Origin of the sequence: Shewanella polaris, from assembly GCF_006385555.1 — a bacterium.
Classification (GTDB): Bacteria; Pseudomonadota; Gammaproteobacteria; order Enterobacterales; family Shewanellaceae; genus Shewanella; species Shewanella polaris.
In genome coordinates, this window is sequence record NZ_CP041036.1 from 674488 (window position 1) to 694723 (window position 20236).

Below are 20236 nucleotides of genomic sequence, written 5' to 3' on the forward strand. Positions count from 1 at the left end.
AATGCTAGTGATATTTGGAACCTGAGCAAAATTTTTCATGAGCTGCATGATAAAGTTTAGTCGGTAAACGGTGTTTTTGTTTTACTTAATCTTCATATGTTGATGTGTTCTGCGATATAACGCATTTTATTTTTATCTGTAGTCTCTGTGGGCGGCATCTTACTTTTTATGCTAATCATTTTGCCAAATAGTACCGATGTTTTATCTATTGAACCCGAAATACACAAACAGACTTATGGTCGGTGATTAATGGGGCTCTCTAACGAGATGCTAGAGAGTGTACAACCGTTTATTCAAGACGATAGTTTCTTGATGGATCACGCCAAAAGTGGTCAACGTAAAATACTTTAAATAATCACCTGCCGAGCAGAGTAACACCCGCTAACTTGTGGCGTAGTTATCTTTTATTCTGGCTTGGGCTTAGTCATATCATTTACGAAATATTGTCATCGATATTACGGGGGCCATTGCCGGAGTTTATTATCAATATGATGGATATAATATTGATAATTTTACGAGCCAACGTTAACTGGTAAGTTGAATTTAGGACTAATTACTGACGGAGTATTAGCTTTGTGTCAGGTTGGTAAACATTCTAAGTGAATAGAAAGGTAGCCTTGGCTACCTTTCTATAATTGCTTCTCCAGTGAGATAATTATGTATTATCCGCAGTAGAGGTTATTTATTATCTGAACGTATCACTAACTCAACCCGGCGATTTTGCTTTTGGCCCGCTTCATCAAGATTATTGGCAATAGGTGAGTACTCACCAACCCCTTTGGCTTCAACTTGTTGTGCAGAAATAGAGAACTGTTTAATCAAACGGGTTTTAATTGCCGTTGCGCGTTTTTCTGACAAGGTTTGGTTATAAGCTTGCGAGCCTTGATCGTCTGAGTGTCCTACAACATAAAAAAGCTGCTTCGGGTGCGTTTGAAGGTATTGAGCGACGACTTCTACAATCGGATAAGCTTCTGGCAGTAATTCATCGCTATCATATTTAAACAATAAACCGTCTAGCGCTACATGGCCTGTTTTGGCTATCTCATCGGTTAAGCCCTGCAAATCAATACCCACACGATTATTGTTTAACGTGGTTTCTTCAATGATTCGGATTTCTGCTGACAATCGTCTATCATAGCCAATAACATACACCATGACATAAACATCACCCTCCGGTCTTTCTAACTTGTACAGACGATAAAACTGACTGTCGTCCATACCGTTGGATATTAGTAATTTTAAGGCACCATACATTTCCGTTTTTTTGCCACATTGTTTACCTGTACAAGCATAAACTTCATTAAAACCAAGTTTAGTTAACGCGTTTTGGTAGTTAGCACTTATCTCGTATTCAGAATAAGTGCGAGGTAACACGTAGCCAATATCGGTGATTTTACCGTCTAGCATCTTAGTCTCAAATTTCTTGCCGTTTTTACCTATTAATACGGCAATTTGTCCAAAACTATGGCTGGTATATTCATTAATATAAGCACCAGGTATACGAGTTAACATTGGATGGTCGGCAGAGTTTTTTTCATCTTTGTTACTATTGTCATTTACTGCTATTTCACTCACTTCTTGTGATAAATAGTTCTGGTTAGTAGTCACCAAATCTAATGGTTCATCGATGACTTCTATAATATCGATCTCTAAATTAGTGTAACGAGCCCAACTAGCCGCATATATCGATACGTAAACTTGTTTTTTAGGTGAGGTGATTTTTGCTGTTAACACTGATGGAGATGTTCGCGAATTTGTTTCTAGCGGTTTAATCAATTGCTGTAACTTATCTTCATTACCACAACTTGCTTGTTCACATTCAAAAATGATCTCGGCATTGAGCGCGTTAAGCTGGTTTTTATAGTTATTGATTAAATGTGCCGGGGTATAAGACGGAGGTAACTCATAGTTGGTTCTAGTCAGTTTGCCTTTCACTTCTTTTGACTGAATATTTTTATCGTCAATTGAGGTGATCAATTGCACCGGCGTGAAGTGCCTTAATTCATTCTTTGTCTTTTTTACCTCTTTAGGCTCAGAAAACAACGCTTGTGATGTTGCTGAATAAGCATTCATTGTTGGCATAATCGCCATAATGATTGTTAATGACATTAGCGCGGGTTTTAACATATCAACTCCCTGTTGTGTGGTATCCAATATTTTGTGAAATAACATTAAGTGGTCATAAGATATTCAAACATCAATAAGGTGTAAATGAATTCGTAATATGATGGTTGTTTTATTATCACTTTTGATGTTTTTGTTATCCCGGATACATCCCTATGAATGTTTTCAATAGTGAATAATATTTTATTAGGAAAAAGGTTACGGGTTTATTAGTGAACATTCTGTGGATGGTGATAACATTTGAGTACATTAATAAGGATATTGCTCACTAGTAAGTATATGGCAAAAAAAATAGCGTTAGATGATAGATCTTGGTTTTATAACCTTTACATTAAAGGGATGCGTAACTTTAATGTACAGAGTGATGTAAGTTTATATGTGGCTAACATAGGTTACCCTCTATCGTTAGGTGTTTCGCTATTATTGCTTATGTTGATGGTCGGTTTGGCTGTGCTACCTCTTAGTTTTCCTAATACTGAGCTTGCTCGTGCATTAGTATTAATCAACATAGGATTATTGCCTGTCTACTTAATAGGGCGGTATTGGCTGGTTAGACGACGTTACGGTATTACCGGGACATTACGTTGCTATGTTAGCCAGCAGCGTATTACCATTCCTGCGAATGCAATAATTAATAAGCCTGTGGGGCAGTTGGAGTTACAACGCGATGACATTGAGCGCATCACGGTAAAATATAAATCACAAATGCATCGTTTACATGTGCGCAATCATATTACCGCGTGTGATATTAAGCTAAAAAGCGGTGAAGTTATTACCCTTAATGCGATGTATTTCCCGCTTAAACACATTGTTTACATGCTGTGTTTTTTCGACTACCCATTAACAACGCTGCACGGCAATTGGTCATGGGCTTTTTTGCCTAATATTATAGCCGTAACATTCCCTGTTTTAGTCAATGTCGTTGTCACAGGCATGCTAGTGAAACACTATTTTTTGTAGTGTATATTCAATTGATTATATACATGATTGATTGTGAGTTTTTAAGCGTTAGTAAAGCCAAAGCGTAAATTAAAAGGATGTTTTTATGTACAAATTAATCGCTATTATTTTATTGCTATTTATCTCGACAGCGTCAATGGGAGCGACTGAAGATGAGCAAGCTCAGTGGATGGAAGCCGCAAAGAAAATTAACTTATCTGAACCGCATTCCTTGTGTAAAAAATCAGTTAATGTCGTAATCAATCAAGATGTAAAGTTATTCAGAAAAATATTTGCTGAGATACCAGCAACAGATGAACAAGTAAAAATGCATTTAGCCGACTTACATGATAAATATTATAACAAGTCATATTTGGGTATCGATAATTACCGAATTGATGAAGGACGCGAGTTTGCGTTTAAAGATGCTAAAAACGCTAACAATAATTTAGTTCGTCAATCTGCGCAGATGCGTGGACATGATCTTGAGGTATGGGTGGGATATCGTTTTGATACTGTTTCACCGAAAACCAACAAACCTCGTCAAGCGAGTGGATACTGTAAACTAGCCTATTTAGAAAACCAGTGGAAGGTTGTTACGTTATTGTAGGCCATTATATGGTACCTGCTTATCCTTTTTGTTCATTATCGGCATGTTAATGACGTAATAGAATTATATGGTTAAAAATAGTCGATAGCGAGGCTCTTGATGCATTTAGTTGGCACTGACAATAATCTTAAAAAGTGTAAATTCGATTAAGGAACAGGATGTTTAATAAGTTAACAGGGACGTTATTGAATACCGCGTCATCATTTTCAATCGTGTCAGCCGTTGAAAAAATAAAGTGGATTTTTATATGCTTTAATCTGGTTTATGTGGTGTTGGCGGTAAGTGTCTTTTCTTTTTCGGCTGAAACTGTCGGGCGTTTAATGCTCAGTATATTGTCGATGTTGGTAGCGTTTAGTTATCAATGTCGATGGTGTTTTGATGGCTCACGCAAGGTGCTAACACGGTTCCATGGTTTCAAGTTAGGGAGGAAATCCATTTATTCCCTTCAACAACAAGATGTTGATTACTCAATAATAAAAAATATTGAGTTAAAAGAAGTGCATAATACTTATAAAGTGATTTTGCATGTTAAAGAGAATCAACAAGCTCAATTTCCTGAACCGATATCGATATCCTTAAAAGTGAAGCAACATAAGTTGTCCGTATTGGTGCAACAATGTCGAAAAGAGTTAATGTCGCAGGGGATTAATGTTGTAGGTCAATTTGATAGCGTTAGCCGTAAAGATTGGCCAACCTTTAGTTCAGTTCCGCTAGACCAAGATACCGTAAAAGCCTTTATTGGGATTAAGCCATTTAACGACCCGATAAAATTACAATACCCCGTCACACTGTTTATGCTGCCTTTACCTCGGCAATACTTTCATCAAGTCTGGGCTTCAAGTTATATCAGTTTTATGGCTGCTCTGTTTATCCTTTATTCTAGCCAAAATATCGTAGCGGCCACCGTGGTTGCACTATTTGGGGTAGCTGTGTCTGCTGTAAGGCGAAAGCTCATTTGCGATAAGCATTATACACAGGGGATATCGACTCCTAATGAGATTGTTATCAGCGAGAATTCACTTGTTATTCCAAGAGTGTATTTTGAGGACAGGCAAGTTAGACAGATAGAAAAGTCTGCGATTAAATCAATTAATATTGAGTGGAATTGGTATAAAGCTGGCGATGGTGACAGTACCCGGAGGCAATACAGGCGACCTTTTGTATTTAGAGTAAACATTGATGTGAGTAACGGTGAAAGCATTACGTTAGCCGGGCAAACATTTGATAGTAATAAATTTGTTATTGCACTGTCTCAACTCGGCTACAGTGCAACGTTGACGCAAATCCCAAAAATAGCAGCGGTATGGCGTTTTTACATACTCATACCGATGGCTATAGCGCTACTAGGTATGACAGGCTTTGGCTTGTACTCGCTGTATATTCGTTATTTGGTTTAAAAATTAACATGGCCCCCAAGATTATCGGCTATGGTAAAATTAATATGGTCATATATGGCTTGATTGTTTTCAAGTGCTCAACTAACAGGATGTTATCGATGAATATTTTTAAAAAAGCCAGCTTGCTGGTGGCCATGACTACAGCCATTACTACAATGAGTTTTGCGGCATTGGCCAGCAATCAAGACGCTATTGATGCATTTGAAGCTAAAACGAAACCCATAGCACAAGATGCAAAAGTGCTATCCGATAAGCAGCTAGTCTTGATGCAAGAGTTCAATCAACTCATGGAGTCGGGCGGTGCAGCGACGATATTTACTAGCGGCAAGGTGCAAGAATTACAAACTCTTGGTGAGCAGACGTTGGTGCAAGCTAAGCTGTTTGTAAAAGAGTATGAGCAGTTTTTAGCGCAATTACCTGAAACATCTACCTGTTATACACCTGAAAATGTCACTGAATATAATCGCCTTATTAATGAGGTCGAAACTAAGAATCAATCTTTATCTGAGTTAAATAACACGGTCGCGCCGGGTGATGAAATGGCTGCCACGATGGCAGTATTAAACTTACAAATGCATGCAGGACAGGTGAGTAGTTTGGTGCAAATGTTCCAACTGGTGAAGATTTGCTATATAACCGAAGCCATGGGTTACACCAAGCAAGATGTTGAGCGTATGCAAGCTGAAGAGGATGACGAGCAGTAAAGCTAGGCGTGTAGATTTATTTTCTAATGTTGGTATTGGGATTGTTTTAGCATTTGCTCACTTACCGACTTTATCATTATTGCGGTTGGCAATTTTAAAGATAAACAAGGCAATATGATTAAAGCAGGATAGTATTTCCTGCTAATTGAATAAACCCCCAAAGCCAACGCTATGGGGGTTTTATTTATATCAGTAGCGGACTTTATTGACCGAAAATCAATGGTTCGACTTGGTCATAAAGGTGTTGGTACAAGGTTTGGGTAAACCCTGTGTTGTTATCAAACGTTACCGATACATTATTTGCTGTAGATGTTTGCATTGTTTTATTGAGTTCAACTTCAATCAGTTGTTGGTTATCAAGTACAAAGTAGTCTGAAGACACATATTGTTGTGCAGAGCCTTCGACGATTTCAGCCACTTCAATTAATAACTGATCACTCGGACTATTGCTTTTAGTTATTTGAAAACGTTGTTCAATACTGCCATCATCGTCAAGCAGTGCAATAGTTTGATTTTCTTCATCTATGCTAATATTGTCTGGGAAATAAAAATCAAATAAGATTTCCGCAATCATAGTAGTAGAGAGCGTTTCTTCAGTCACAAAGCTTGATAGCTCATAAGTTTTATAGTCATCAACATCACGACACATAACGTCGGCTGTTTGAGTTATGTTTATTCGATATAAAGTGTCAGGCCAAGTTAATGTGTCTAACTTTAAAATTTCTGGGGACATATTTAAAACCGATTGCCAATATTCACTGTTATTTGCGCCAGTAATTTTATCTATATCGATGGTAATAGGCACATACGTTCCAGTATATACGGTATTGAAAGTGTTACCTGTAATGGTAGGTTCAATTACTGGTCCATTGTCTTCGGTATACCAGCGCTTATCAGTTTTGTTCCAGCATTCAGTTTGAGTATCATCTTCCTCGTCCTCTCTAAACGTAACCTCAAAAGCAAACTCCAGATTAGGTTGCTTAAATAGCCAGTTAAGAGCTTTTGTATTATCAGCATTGTGCAATGAAAAAGCATTCAGATCAGAAGATAAGGTAAGTGATAAAGTATTTGCAAAGCCGTTTTCATTAATGATGTTACCAAGCACAATATCCCAATCATTTTGTGACAAAATACGTGAATCAATAGGTAACTCTGTAAATCCTAAAGCTATAGCGGCGTCACTAAACAGTATGTTGGCTGCTAAAGTAAACACGTCAGTTGAGAAAAATTCTTCTGCAGAAAGGCCACTTTCACTTAATATTTTCCAAAGCTCAGCATAAATAGCATTAATGATTATTTCAGCAGCAATTAAGTTTGGTATTTGGGTCGCGATCACTTGTTGTAAATACGCAATAGCATATTCAAGACGGATAAAACTTGCTTTAGCAGATGCGTCAGCAGACACAGCATATAAGGTTGTTGCGTCTAATTGATATAAGTTTGCCAGTAAATCATCTAATTGAGTAGATAACTGACTAATATCACTGTCAGACAGATTTTGGCTCTTCATCTCTAAAACACGAGACAGTTTAATATGGGTCAGGTTATTAATCGCGCCATTGTACTGTGGGCTAGCGATTAATGTGCCTTTTCCTTCGTCACTAACGATAGATTTTGGTGCAGCTCTGTTAGTCGGGTTTTTAATCTTAAGTGCCAAAGAACGTGCTTGAATTGATTGAGTTGCTGTAGCCGCTTCCCAATTAGCCACTAAATAATAATCTGGCGTTTCGACTTCGCTTTTCCAGTCTATTTGGTAGTTACCGTCAACATCTGTAATAGTAAAAGGTTCATCACTATCACAGACCAAATTTTGATTTAAATCAGCGCAAACTGTTGCACCAGATAATGCACCTTGATATACCGCGAGACCCGTTACTTGGTGATTGTATTCTGATACGGGAGTTGTTGGTGTGCCTGAGTCTGGCTGAGTCGTTGGTGTGCCTGAGTCTGGCTGAGTTATTTCGGTACTAGAATCGTCGTCAGATGAACCGCAACCGACTAAGAGTGCGCCAGAGATTAATATAGCTAATATGCTTTTATGGTGCATTAATGTGTCCTTACATTATGAGAGTGAAATGTTTTCACCAGTTATAGAAAATTCTTACGAGCAAATGTTAATTAACTTAGCTATATATCGTTTAAGGAATATATAGGTAGGTTTTCGTTTGGTTTTAATTGGATTATTAGGTGTTAACAAGTTAACCAGCAGCGAAAGCAAATAATTGGCCACGGTTTTTAATCTTGGTTTTCTTATATATATTCTGAACGTGCATCTTGACGGTATTAACAGAAATATTAAGTTCTTTGGCGATTTCTTCGTTGGTTAATCCATGCAGTATGAGCGACAAGACTTGTTGCTCTTTTTTGGTCGTGACAGCAAGGATTTTGGCTCGATTACCTGATGATGGAACACGCTTTCTTTGGAGGATATATTTAGATATTGCTTTGGGATTAAAGCTAATGTCTCCGTCTTGTACTTTTTTGATGCTTTGTATTTGATGGGCGATAGAGTCAGCGACACTGATGGCACCATGAAATCCTGATGAAATAAGGATAACTTCTAGTTCTATATTCAAAGCAGGACAAAATGCAATGTGCAAGTCACTTTTAAATAATTCAGCAGATAAGTAACCAATTTCTTGTAATGGATTATCAAGATAATGAATCATAATGACGGTGCCATTTTCGGAATTTGATACGGCTGATAATTCTGAAAGCGCACAGTGATCACTGATTGGGATTAAGTTGAATTCAATCAAATTAGCGAGATTTTGAAATTGTCCATGAAGGTGAACAGGAAAATCTACGATTAACAGGTTATTGCTGAACATGTCACAATCCTTGTTTGAAAAAACAGCGTCCGGTTGCTGTTGTTTTATACTTTTACGGTGTTTTTCTGTGCTATTTATTGAAAATACGTAACAACATTAGCATGTATCATATCAATATAAAATGTATTGTGTGTAAATGTTGAGCATTTTTTTATTGAGCGGGATTCAGTGTAAGTTAATGTTTTATATTAACTTGTAATAAACCTATTGTTTGAATAATACTCAGCGAAGTATCCTACAACATAAAAATACTATTGCATACGGTAAAATAATTATTTTTAACATTTATGCTTATTCTAAGTTGTACCTCTATTACGCTGTTTGGGGCTAGCGTTTAGGTTTCCTTGAGTGATTTGGCTTACCTTTATTTGCCGCAGGTTTTTTAGGTTTGGCACCTCTGCCTTGCATAAAGTGTTCTGGGCCTTCAATTTTATCTCGTAAGCTTTGAGTCGGCTTTTTCTTGGCTTTTTTAGGTGCGTTTTTAACCTCTGAAGATGAATGCTCAATTAACTTCATTAGCGTGCTGAGCTCTTGTTCATCTAAGTCGCGCCACTCTCCTACAGGCAGTCCTTTAAGCGACACATTCATAATTGACTGACGTTCTAGCTTGGTCACTTCAAAGTTGAAATGTTCACACATACGACGAATTTGACGATTAAGTCCTTGCACTAAAATAATTTTAAATACGAACGTTGAAACTTGTTCAACTTTACATTTTTTAGTAATGACGCCCAACATCGGTACACCAGCTCGCATACCTTGTAAAAATGCTTCTGTGATCGGCTTATTAACCGTGACCACATACTCTTTGTCGTGATTATTGCCCGCGCGGAGAATTTTATTCACTAAGTCACCATTGCTGGTGAGAAAGATTAACCCTTGTGAATCTTTGTCTAAACGACCGATAGGAAATACTCGTTCGCTGTGATTTACAAAGTCGACAATATTATCGCGTTCAGTACCTTCGGTGGTACTGACGATACCGACGGGTTTATTGAGTGCAATAAAGACTAAATCAGCTGCATCGCGGGGTTCAATGTCTTGGCCATTTACTTTGACTTTGTCTCCAAACTCTACACTGTCACCAATTTTGGCGCGTTTACCATTAATAAAGACATTACCTTGTTCAATGTAGCGATCTGCTTCACGGCGTGAGCAAACACCACTCTCACTAATATATTTATTTAAACGGGTTGCAGATTCACTCATGGTGGTTCCTTTATCAATATAAACGCACTGCAAAGGCAGGCAGGATCGGCGCAGATAATATCATAAAATAGCAGGACAAAGAGCTGTTTGATAACCGTTTATTATCACTTGTTGAGGTTGTCGGTTAGTGTCACAAATCAAAGCCCAGTTGAGTAGTGGTATGGTTGTGTTGTGGTAACAGATTTATGTCTGCTAGTGTCGATTCACTGTGTGCCAACTGTTGTTGCAGTAAACGGTATAAATCGACGGCTAATTGTGGCGCTTCATGATTGTCTGGCGTATGGATAAATAAATAAGGTTGCTTGTTTTGTGCAATCCACAAAGGTAATTGTTTAAGCCAATTTTGAAAAAAATGCACGTTGGCCTCGGCGTGTGGATGACCAATAAAACGCACCACCGGATTGTGGGCCGTAGCAATAGGATGCACTGGCACTTTGGGCTTTTTCTGATGGGCATCAATTACCGCCGGCGAGGTTGGCGGGGCCGCAAAAACGGGTCTGGTATCCATGATGATCCGATTACAGTTATGGTCGATAAGCAAACGATTTAATGCTTGTTCTGCTTCACCTTTGGCAAAAAAGGCACTGTTACGTACTTCTACACCATAGGTTAGTCCCTGTGGCACTTGAGTTAAAAACTGTGCCAGTTGCGGCAAAGATTGTGGTCCAAAACTGGCTGGCAGTTGAATTTTCCACACCCCAGTTCGATTGATAAGAGGTTCCATTACCTTAAAAAATTGTTGTAAAGCTGGACCTGCATGTTGTAACTGTAATTCGTGGGTGATGTGTTTAGGCAGTTTGAAGGTAAATTTAAAGTCGTCATGGGTTGCCGCATACCAATTTTGAACATTTTGTAATGACGGTGTGGCATAAAAAGTGGTGTTACCTTCAACAGTATTAAATATTTCGGCATAGCGCGCGAGCCGATGCGCTTGGCTATTGCCGTATATTGTTTGTTGCCATTGGTTTTGTGACCACATGGCTAAACCTAATCGTAATGCTGGATAGGTTGTGGCTATTGAAGTGCTGTTATCCAAAATAGTCCTTAAGCTTATAAATGCGTTTCATGTAAAAATATCGATATTGTCGTAATAATGATTTAAATGACCTAAAAACCAATATTTAGTTATTTTGTCTATATCTAATCGCTTTACCCATCTGATAAAATTATCACAATTAGGTATGCGATGTGTTGAACATACCAACCAAAAGTAAAATGGTGCGTTATTGTGATTTTATGCGTTACATGGAGAGTTTGTGTCTAGTCCACATACAGACAGTCAGTTTGATAATTATCGACCTAATACATCTTCCGCCAAACCCGTTCCGGTTCGTCGCAGTAAAGCAGGCTGGTTATTCATCGTATTATTGTTAGCAACGGCTTATCTTGTCGCGTTCGAGGTGCGGACGTCGTATTACCAATCTTATTTTTTGCATCAATACGCCAGTAAATTAACCTATACATTACGTGATTATCGCAGTAATTCGGTTATTTACCCTACATATGGCCCCTTTGATGATCGTCATGGTTATAGCCAATTACCGCAAAAAATAGCCCGTTTAATAGAACGAAATTATCAGATCTCTCAGCAAGTGGCCTTTTCGCCGATGTTGACGGACTATACCAAGGTAGGTTTTTTCCCGCCGTACCACGAAAAAGCACAATCAGGTTTAGCGATAAAAGATTGCCGTGACATGACGGTGTTTGATTACGCCTATCCTAAACGTGTTTATCAAGACCAAGATAAAATCCCCGACCAAATTGTTAACACCTTATTGTTTATTGAAAACCGCGAAATGCTCAGTCCAGAAGCTAAATATAACCCTGTGGTTGACTGGCCGCGTTTTGTGCTGGCAGCTACAAGCCAGGTAGCAGGGCTCTTTGGTGCTGAGATGTCTAAAGCGGGTGGCAGTACCTTAGCCACTCAAATTGAAAAATTTAGACATTCTAATCATGGGTTAACCTTAAGCATTAAAGATAAGCTCTTACAAATTGGTTCGGCAATTGTGCGAGTGTATCAACAAGGTGAAAATACTGTTGGCGCTCGTCAACGTATCGTTCAGGATTACCTCAACACAGTACCATTATCATCAGCGCCAGGGTTTGGTGAAGTACATGGTATTGGTGATGGTTTATGGGCTTGGTTTAAAACCGATTTTAATCAAGCTAATCAACTTTTATTAAGTCGTCATACTCAACAAAATGCTGCCGAGCGTGGCAAGGTATTTCGTCAAATCGTGGCATTAATGATTGCTCAGCGTCGCCCATCGTATTATCTACGCCAAGGGCATGATGATTTAGAATCCTTAGTGGACAGCTATTTACGTTTATTGGGCAGTGATGGCCTAATTGAAACCAAATTGATGGTGTCTGCACTTGAACAAAAACTGCATTTTGACTCCAGTAAGTTAGCCTCTACTAACCTCGCTAAAAATAAAGGGGTTAACGCGGTAAGAATACGCACAGCAGGTATGCTGGGGTTAAGTTTGTATGATTTAGATCGTTATGATCTAGCGGTTAACAGCACGTTTCATGGTGAGTTACAGCAACAAGTGAGTGATTACTTACGTAGTTTAGCTAAAGAGTCAGCGGCTGAACGTATCGGATTGCTGGGTGAGCGTTTACTGTCACCACAGCAGTTAGACAAGGTGCTATACAGCTTTATGCTTTATGAAAGTACCGACAGTGCCAACCGAGTGCGAATTCAAACTGACAGCATTGATCAACCGTTTGATATTAACGAAGGCAGTAAATTGGAGTTGGGCTCTACGGCCAAATTGCGGGTGTTAGCCACATACTTAGACATTATTGCCGAATTACAGCAGCGTTTTTCGGCTATGACGGTGGTTGATTTACGCCAAGTTGATGTAGAGAGTAAAGACCACATTACTCGCTGGGTAGTCGATTATTTAATTACGACCCGTGATCGAAATTTAACTCGAATGTTGGATGCTGCACTATTACGAAAATATTCGGCTTCACCAGATGAACGCTTTTTTACGGGTGGCGGTTTGCATGTGTTTAACAATTTTAATAAAAAAGAAAACACTCGGGTACCAACGTTATATCAAGCTTTACAAGAGTCAATAAACTTGCCATTTGTGCGCTTAATGCAAGACATTGTTAGTTACAGCAGTAGTTATAACAGCGAAGGCAGCGTGTCGCAGTTATTACGTAATGATAAAGATCCGCGACGCGAGGAATACCTAAAAGCCTTTGCCAAACGCGAGGGGAGTTCGTTTGTAAAACGCTTTTATCGTAAGTATCGTCAGCTTGCACCCGAGCAGCGTCTCGAGGTGTTATTTGATGGTATTCAACAACAAGAACATAAGTTAACCGCCGTTTATCGTTATTTAAAACCTTATGACGGTGCCCGTGAATTAAAAGCTTTTTTAACTCAGCGTTTACCGGAAAAAACCTTCACTGATAAACAAGTTAATGCGCTGTACAACAAGTATGGCGAAGACAAGTTTAATTTGGCTGATCAAGGTTATATTGCACGAGTTCATCCACTTGAGTTGTGGGTGTTACGTTATTTAAATGACTACCCAGAAACGCATCTCAACCAAGTATTAGACGACGCGCAGCCGCAGTTGCAAGAGGTGTATCGTTGGTTATTTAGAACCCGCTATCAAAATGCGCGTGATGTGCGTATTCAGGTGATGTTAGAAGTCGAAGCCTTTTTAAGTATTCATCAGCGTTGGGTGAGAATGGGTTATCCGTTTGAATATATGGTGCCGTCGTTAGGGTCTGCGCTAGGCAGTTCTGGCGATAGGCCTGCCGCGCTGGCTGAGCTCATGGGCATTATTCAAAATGATGGTTATCGTTATCCTACGGTAAGAATCGATGGATTACAGTTTGCTAAAGACACGCCTTACGAGGTGACATTGGCTAATAATAAGCAAACCGTGACGCGAGTGATGCATCAGGAAGTGGCGCGGGCACTCAAACGGGCGTTAGCCAATGTGGTCGAAAATGGTACCGCAAGAAGGCTAAAAGGCAGCTTGTTGGATAATAATGGCCAGGCCATCATTATGGGGGGGAAAACCGGTACTGGTGACAACCGTATCGCGACTGAAATTCGTGATGGTCGTAAAGTATCCTCAACAGCCATTAACCGTACTGCGACGTTTGTATTTTACTTAGGCGATAATTATTTTGGCACATTAACGGCGTTTGTCCCGGGTGAAAAGGCCGATGATTTTAGCTTTACCTCGGCACTACCACTGCAAGTACTCAAAGGTATGATGCCGATTTTATCTCCGATGATAAACCAACAAGAGCAGTGTCAAACTGGGTTGTAACTCTTTATTTGGCGGGATAAGCACAAAGCTCATGCGATAAAGCATGGGCTTTGCCTTTGTAAAAAGGGCTATAAAAATGTAAATACATTTCAAAACAAGCCTGTGACTATTTTACTAAACGCTAAAAAGGCTCAGCATAACGACAATATGGCATATCACTGCGACACTGGTTAATATTGTGCGTAATGTCAAATAGCTGGTGGTAGTTGATAATTGCTTGGCTTTAAATTCAACATACAATAAATACAGATAACCACTGGCGAGCAGAATAAGCGCGGATAATTCAAAGGGTGTTATTAGTGCAATCCAGCTTGCAAGAGCAATAATATTACTAATAATAAGTAGCTTAGCGATATTGTCATCTAAGGTTAATATTACCGCTTTTCCCCATAGCGTACCGGCAACAAAACTTAAAATGACTGCGCTGTAGCTAACAAATCCCAACATAGTATGCTCGGGCGCTAAAAGGCTATGATTGAACGCCAACACACTGAGAATGATAAAAGGTAATAGACCCGCAAAACCCAACCATTGCCATGTTTTAATGCTTTTCATTGTGTGCCCCTTAATGCATATTAATACAGTTAATTATTACAATTGGGTATAAATAAACAAGTTTTTAAACAAGTGTCTAAACAATATAAAGCATATCAGCGAGACAGCATAGAGAAGGTCAACATGAAATGAATATTTATCTTCGTCCAATCACTGAGGCAGATTTAGCGATATTGTTTGAATTTGAGCACGACCCAATTGCCAATAAAATGGCAGACTTTCCTGCTCGTGAACGAGAAGCTTTTTACCAACATTGGCAACAAAAAATTTTTGCTGATGAGCAAGCCATGGCGCAAGGGATCTGGTTAGATAATGTCTTAGTTGGCAACGTTTTGTCATGGGTTAATGATGAGTTAGCCACAGAAGTAGAGCCAGAAGTGCGTTTAATGGGGTATTGGATTGGTCGCGAATATTGGGGGCAGGGCATAGCCACTAATGCAGTGAAAATGTTTTTACAACAATACATTTCTAGCCCTGTTTATGCCTATATCGATGAGCATAACCAAGGCTCGTTAAGAGTGGCTCAGTCTAATGGTTTTGTAGATGTTACGGCTCAATATGTATCCTTGTTTAGCAAAGATAATTTACGCATATTTAAGCGTGGTCACATTTAACGGAATTAATGATTACCGCCGCCACAATGACCGCAACAACTGCCACCATTGCCTTCTGTTTTTGCAGTAGTTTCGGCTTCCGGCGCGTTAGTTTCAGTTGCACGTGTTTCATTGGCAATAGGTGCCACATTACTGACAGATTCAGCTTGCTTGGCTGGTTTAAAAATACCGCTAATTGAAAAACTCATGGTAATACCTCTCGTGATAAAACATTGGTGACAACATTACTGCTATAAACTTTAACAACATACCTTTACAACGGGCTTTAGCGATAAGCTTGCGCAATCAACGCTATTAACATTTATATATTTTGCATGTTTAAAGTGTATTAGTCCTAGTTTTTTAGTCAAGTACTTTTCATTAAGCTATCTGAGTATTTTATCGCCGTGTGTTTTGCCTCACATTGTATTCATTGATAAACCCAATATGAAGCGTGATAAACTGATACCTCTTGTTAATGGAGTCCCTATGTCTTTTGCTGATTTATCATTACACCCCACACTTATTCGTCGTTTAGCTGAACTGAATTACCAGCAGGCGACGCCGATCCAACTACAAGCTATTCCGGTAATTTTAAGCGGCAAAGATGTCATGGCAGGGGCGCAAACGGGTACTGGTAAAACGGCCGCATTTGCTTTACCAATTCTGCATTATATATTGACTCACCAAGCTGATTTATCTGCGCAACTTACATCATTAAAGATTCATATTACTTGCTTAGTGTTAGTCCCCACTCGGGAATTAGCCCAACAAGTTCACCGTAGTATTGAGCAATATGCCGACGGCAGCCCTGTCAGTAGCGTGATGGTTTATGGTGGCGTGAGTATTGGTATGCAAATAAAACAACTTGCAGCAGGAACCGATATTCTGGTGGCAACGCCAGGACGTTTATTAGATCTATTACGTAAGCGCGCACTGTCATTATCGCAGTTAACTCATTTGGTATTTGATGAAGCCGATCGCATGTTAGACATGGGCTTTAAAGATGAAATTGTCGAGGTGCTCAAACGCTTGCCAAGTACACGGCAAACCTTATTGTTTTCGGCCACGTTAGATGACCGCATGCTCAGCTTTAGCCGACGTTTATTACGCTCGCCGCAAGTGATTGAAGTTGCTCAGCGTAATACCACTGCCAACAGTATTGTCGAGCGGGTATTTAATGTTGACGCTAACCGAAAGTGCGCCATGCTATGCCATTTAATCACCCAAGAAAGTTGGCAACAAAGCTTGATATTTAGCCGCACCAAACAAGGTGCAGATGCACTAGTAAAGCAAATGAAGCAAGCTGGTGTAGCGGCTGAAGCTTTTCATGCTGATTTATCTCAAGCAGTACGTGAACAAGTGTTAGCAGCATTTAAAGCTGGTGAGGTGACCGCGTTAGTCGCAACCGATGTGGCCGCAAGAGGCTTAGATATTAACGAGTTACATTATGTTGTTAATATGGAATTACCGTTTCAAGTTGAAGACTACGTACACCGAATTGGCCGCACGGGCAGAGCAGGTAAAGCGGGCCAAGCTATTACCTTATTAAGCATCGATGACGAGCCATTATTAACCAAACTTGAAGCTTTTTTAGACCGACGTTTACCGCAGCAATGGCTGACGGGTTTTGAGCCAGATCTTGATTTAATTGTTCCAGTTACCCGTAAAACAACTAAATCTGCATTAAAACAACAAGCTCGTAAAAAGGCATTAGCGGCATCTTCACGCGGTAAAAAACGCTAACAGGGTGTAACTCATGATGTCGTCGCCATTATAATGAGTTTTATATTGTTCTCATCACATAAGGCTGTGTGGTGATTGTCTTTTTACTGCCACATTAATGTCATCCAGTTTGAACCGAGTTGTCACATTAGACGCTTATCTTAACTGACGAATAATTATACCTATATTTGATCAGTTTTTTTCAGAGCATATCTAAGGACAACTTATGAGCAAGGCGACATTTGATCCAACTCGTTTTAACAACAGTAAAAATACCCCTTTCAATGAAGTGATGGAGAACCATCTATCACGTCGTAATTTTGTTAAGCGAGGTTTAGGCCTTAGTGCTATGACAGCGTTTGGTGGCTTCGGATTAAGTGCTTGTGGTTCTGATAATGATACCGCTGCAGAAACGCCAACAACACCAACAGCTACCACGCCAACAGCACCAACGACGAGTTCTGCTGAATTAGGTTTTGAGTCCATTGCCGGTTCTAAAATCGATGCAGTGGCGGTTCCTGCTGGTTATTCAGCTTATGTGTTAGCACCTTGGGGAACACCTTTAAATTCGAAAGCTGCGGCGTGGAAGGCGGATGGCAGTAATACTGCTATCGATCAGGAAAACTCAGTCGGTATGCATCACGATGGTATGCATTTCTTTCCGCTGAATGATTCAGCAGATGACGGCTTATTGTGTATCAACCACGAATACATAGACCAAGATGCTCTACACCCAACAGGCCCAACCTTTGATGCTGATGGTAAGCGCACTGTAATTGATGAAATTCGCAAAGAAATCAACGCCCATGGTATTTCAGTTGTGCGTATTAAATTAGTTTCTGGACTATGGCAAGTGGTCGAAAACGACAGCCATAACCGTCGTTTTACCGGTGCCACAGTAATGGATATCGCTGGCCCATTAGCATACAGCTCGTACCTTGAAACACGTTACTCGCCAGATGGCAGCCAAGCTCGCGGTACTTTAAATAACTGCGGTAATGGTTATACACCTTGGGGCACTTATTTAACATGTGAAGAAAACTGGCCAGGTTACTTTGTTAATAAAGGCACCTTAACGGAAGAGCAAACACGTATTGGTATTTCGACTTCTGACACTCGTTATGGCTGGAGTCACTTAGCCGGAAATGATGATGAACGTTTAGACGAATTTGCTCGTTTTGATGTGACGCCAACGGGCTCAAGTGCAACTAACGATTACCGTAACGAAGCCAATGGCCACGGTTATATTGTTGAAATTGATCCATATAACCCTAACTCTCGCGCCACCAAACGTACCGCATTAGGCCGCTTCCGCCATGAAGGTTGTGTGTTCGGTAAGCTTGAAGAAGGCAAACCAATTACTTTCTATTCAGGCCACGATTCACGGTTTGAATATTTGTATAAGTTTGTTTCTGACGCAGCATGGGACCCTGTCGATGCTAACAGCACAAATCGCTTAACTGTAGGCGATAAGTACATGAATGCCGGTACCTTATATGTCGCTAAATTCAGTGAAGATGGTGTAGGTGAATGGTTACCTTTAACACTAGATGGCATAACCACTGATGGCAGTACACTTGCTAGCACCTTTGATTCACAAGCCGCAATTATCTTAAATACGGCTGGCGCGGCTGACTTAGTGGGTGCTACACCAATGGATCGCCCAGAATGGGCAAGTGTCGACCCATTCACTGGCACTGTGTATCTTACATTGACCAACAACAGTAAACGTACCGACAGCACTAACCCTGCTAACCCGCGTTTAAATAACAACTTTGGTCATATTATCCGTTGGGATGAAGGTGATACAGCAACTGAATTTAGTTGGGATATCTTTATATTTGGTTCACCTGCAGATGGTGATGTTGAAACCAATTTATCTGGCTTAACTGACTTAAACCAGTTTGCTAGTCCAGACGGTTTGGCGTTCGATCAGCGTGGTATTTTGTGGGTGCAAACCGATAACGGTGCGTCTGAAGTGAAAGAAGAAACCAACGATCAAATGTTGGCGATTGTGCCATCAACTATGGTAGGTGCAGACGGTAACCAACAAGTGGTAACGGCTGAAAACCAAACTCAACTTAAGCGCTTCTTTGTTGGTCCTAACGGTTGTGAAGTGACCGGTTTTGCCATGTCGCCAGACTACACAGCTATGTTTGCCAATATTCAGCATCCTGGCAACTGGCCATACTCTGATAGAGCGGATGAAGAAACGCCTGCAGGAACAACGGTTCGTCCACGTGCAGCCACAGTGATGTTTATTAAAGATGACGGTGGTGAAATCGGCGTTTAATTTAAGCTGCTATCTCAGGAAGGTATTAACCTTGCTTTAGGGCCTGTTGATCTTTCAAGGTTGTTTTTACAGCGAATTGTTGGTCATTTGTACAAGGCAGAGACTTTGTGGTGTAGTTATTCTACATAAAAAGTCGATAACGCAGTAAAAATGACCAACAAACGCTGCCCGAAGGGTTCGGCTAAAAACGTTTTACTCTTTGTTGAGCGAATTTAGCTTAGATTGCTAGGCAGCAATCCGCTCGCCTCGATTAAAACGTTTTTATCTCGAATAAAATTTAACCGGCAAAGATCAACTGACCCTAGTCTTCTTTATGACTTTAAAAGCGTATATTAACCCTGATAGACTTGTTCTATCAGGGTTTTATTCTTTTAAATTAGTTTAATTATCAATAGTCTATTTACAAGGGCCGCCATGCTAAATGGAATTCATCACGTTGCTATTATTTGTGCCGATTACCCACGTTCAAAAGCATTTTATACACAAGTCTTAGGGCTAAAAGTTGTTGCCGAGCATTACCGCAAAGCACGCGATTCTTACAAACTCGATTTAGCATTGCCTGACGGTAGCCAAATTGAACTGTTTTCATTTAACAAGGCTCCATTAAGACCCAGTTATCCCGAAGCCCAAGGCTTGCGTCACTTAGCGTTTAAAGTCGATGATATTGCTCAAGTGGTTACCCATTTACAACTTAACGGAGTAGTCGTTGAACCCATTCGCGTCGACGAATATACCGGCAAACAATATACCTTTTTCGCTGATCCAGACGGCCTGCCTTTAGAGCTTTATCAAGTCAACTAACCTATTTTTATTCAAATTGTACCTTCTACTGCAGTTATTTAGTCATTCTCATACTTTTTGTAAGGTCAATCTTTACACGAATGATAATGATTTGTATTTGTGATCTTTGTTTCAATTATGTAAAGTGCGTCACATAATTGAATTTTCGCAA

General features: G+C 39.9%; 16 protein-coding genes. 9 read left to right on the plus strand and 7 right to left on the minus strand.

The features are described from left to right. Positions 1-678: 678 nt before the first annotated feature. The gene (locus FH971_RS02880) at positions 679-2127 is read right to left on the minus strand and encodes an OmpA family protein (RefSeq protein WP_140233281.1); all 1449 of its coding nucleotides are present in this window, start codon (positions 2125-2127) and stop codon (positions 679-681) included. A gap of 276 nt (positions 2128-2403) precedes the next feature. On the opposite strand from FH971_RS02880, the gene FH971_RS02885 reads away from it, so the two are divergent. The 4 genes from FH971_RS02885 to FH971_RS02900 all read left to right on the plus strand — a co-directional run bounded on the left by FH971_RS02885 (position 2404) and on the right by FH971_RS02900 (position 5774). Beyond that, positions 2404-3084, plus strand: coding sequence for a hypothetical protein (locus tag FH971_RS02885; RefSeq protein WP_140233282.1), 681 nt, complete (start codon positions 2404-2406; stop codon positions 3082-3084). Positions 3085-3169: 85 nt separating this feature from the next. Beyond that, the gene (locus FH971_RS02890) at positions 3170-3673 is read left to right on the plus strand and encodes a hypothetical protein (protein ID WP_140233283.1); all 504 of its coding nucleotides are present in this window, start codon (positions 3170-3172) and stop codon (positions 3671-3673) included. A 158-nt stretch (positions 3674-3831) separates the two neighbouring features. Then, complete coding sequence (locus FH971_RS02895) at positions 3832-5070, plus strand: hypothetical protein (RefSeq protein WP_140233284.1); 1239 nt, start codon at positions 3832-3834, stop codon at positions 5068-5070. A gap of 98 nt (positions 5071-5168) precedes the next feature. Continuing rightward, positions 5169-5774 carry a hypothetical protein gene (locus FH971_RS02900; protein WP_140233285.1) on the plus strand — a complete coding sequence of 202 codons (606 nt, stop codon included), beginning with the start codon at positions 5169-5171 and terminating at the stop codon, positions 5772-5774. A gap of 202 nt (positions 5775-5976) precedes the next feature. Here the strand turns inward: FH971_RS02900 and FH971_RS02905 are convergent, their stop codons facing one another. The 4 genes from FH971_RS02905 to FH971_RS02920 all read right to left on the minus strand — a co-directional run bounded on the left by FH971_RS02905 (position 5977) and on the right by FH971_RS02920 (position 10793). Further along, entirely contained in the window at positions 5977-7821 is a 1845-nt protein-coding gene (locus FH971_RS02905) for a hypothetical protein (protein ID WP_140233286.1), read from the minus strand. Positions 7822-7972: 151 nt separating this feature from the next. Continuing rightward, positions 7973-8605: a response regulator transcription factor gene (locus tag FH971_RS02910; protein WP_140233287.1), complete on the minus strand. Its 633-nt coding sequence runs from the start codon at positions 8603-8605 to the stop codon at positions 7973-7975. 327 nt (positions 8606-8932) lie between these two features. After that, positions 8933-9814: a 23S rRNA pseudouridine(2604) synthase RluF gene (gene rluF / locus FH971_RS02915; protein WP_140233288.1), complete on the minus strand. Its 882-nt coding sequence runs from the start codon at positions 9812-9814 to the stop codon at positions 8933-8935. A 130-nt stretch (positions 9815-9944) separates the two neighbouring features. Continuing rightward, a complete protein-coding gene (locus FH971_RS02920) occupies positions 9945-10793 on the minus strand; it encodes a DUF72 domain-containing protein (RefSeq protein WP_140235504.1) in 849 nt (282 codons plus the stop codon). 277 nt (positions 10794-11070) lie between these two features. Between FH971_RS02920 and FH971_RS02925 the strand changes: the two genes are divergently transcribed. Then, positions 11071-14118, plus strand: coding sequence for a transglycosylase domain-containing protein (locus tag FH971_RS02925; RefSeq protein WP_140233289.1), 3048 nt, complete (start codon positions 11071-11073; stop codon positions 14116-14118). 114 nt (positions 14119-14232) lie between these two features. On the opposite strand, the gene FH971_RS02930 is transcribed toward FH971_RS02925, so the two are convergent. Then, the gene (locus FH971_RS02930; protein ID WP_140233290.1) at positions 14233-14673 is read right to left on the minus strand and encodes a DUF3429 domain-containing protein; all 441 of its coding nucleotides are present in this window, start codon (positions 14671-14673) and stop codon (positions 14233-14235) included. A 128-nt stretch (positions 14674-14801) separates the two neighbouring features. On the opposite strand from FH971_RS02930, the gene FH971_RS02935 reads away from it, so the two are divergent. After that, positions 14802-15287: a GNAT family N-acetyltransferase gene (locus FH971_RS02935; RefSeq protein WP_140233291.1), complete on the plus strand. Its 486-nt coding sequence runs from the start codon at positions 14802-14804 to the stop codon at positions 15285-15287. Positions 15288-15292: 5 nt separating this feature from the next. On the opposite strand, the gene FH971_RS02940 is transcribed toward FH971_RS02935, so the two are convergent. Continuing rightward, on the minus strand, positions 15293-15475 hold the full coding sequence (locus FH971_RS02940) for a hypothetical protein (RefSeq protein ID WP_140233292.1): 183 nt from the start codon (positions 15473-15475) through the stop codon (positions 15293-15295). 280 nt (positions 15476-15755) lie between these two features. Here FH971_RS02940 and FH971_RS02945 point away from each other — a divergent pair, with 280 nt between their 5' ends. The 3 genes from FH971_RS02945 (at position 15756) to gloA2 (ending at position 20085) form a co-directional block, all read left to right on the plus strand. Then, positions 15756-17012, plus strand: a complete 1257-nt coding sequence (locus FH971_RS02945) for a DEAD/DEAH box helicase (protein ID WP_140233293.1) — start codon at positions 15756-15758, stop codon at positions 17010-17012. A 205-nt stretch (positions 17013-17217) separates the two neighbouring features. Further along, a complete protein-coding gene (locus FH971_RS02950; RefSeq protein ID WP_140233294.1) occupies positions 17218-19284 on the plus strand; it encodes a PhoX family protein in 2067 nt (688 codons plus the stop codon). Between the two features lie 414 nt (positions 19285-19698). Beyond that, positions 19699-20085, plus strand: coding sequence for an SMU1112c/YaeR family gloxylase I-like metalloprotein (gene gloA2 / locus FH971_RS02960; RefSeq protein WP_137223045.1), 387 nt, complete (start codon positions 19699-19701; stop codon positions 20083-20085). Positions 20086-20236: the final 151 nt, after the last annotated feature.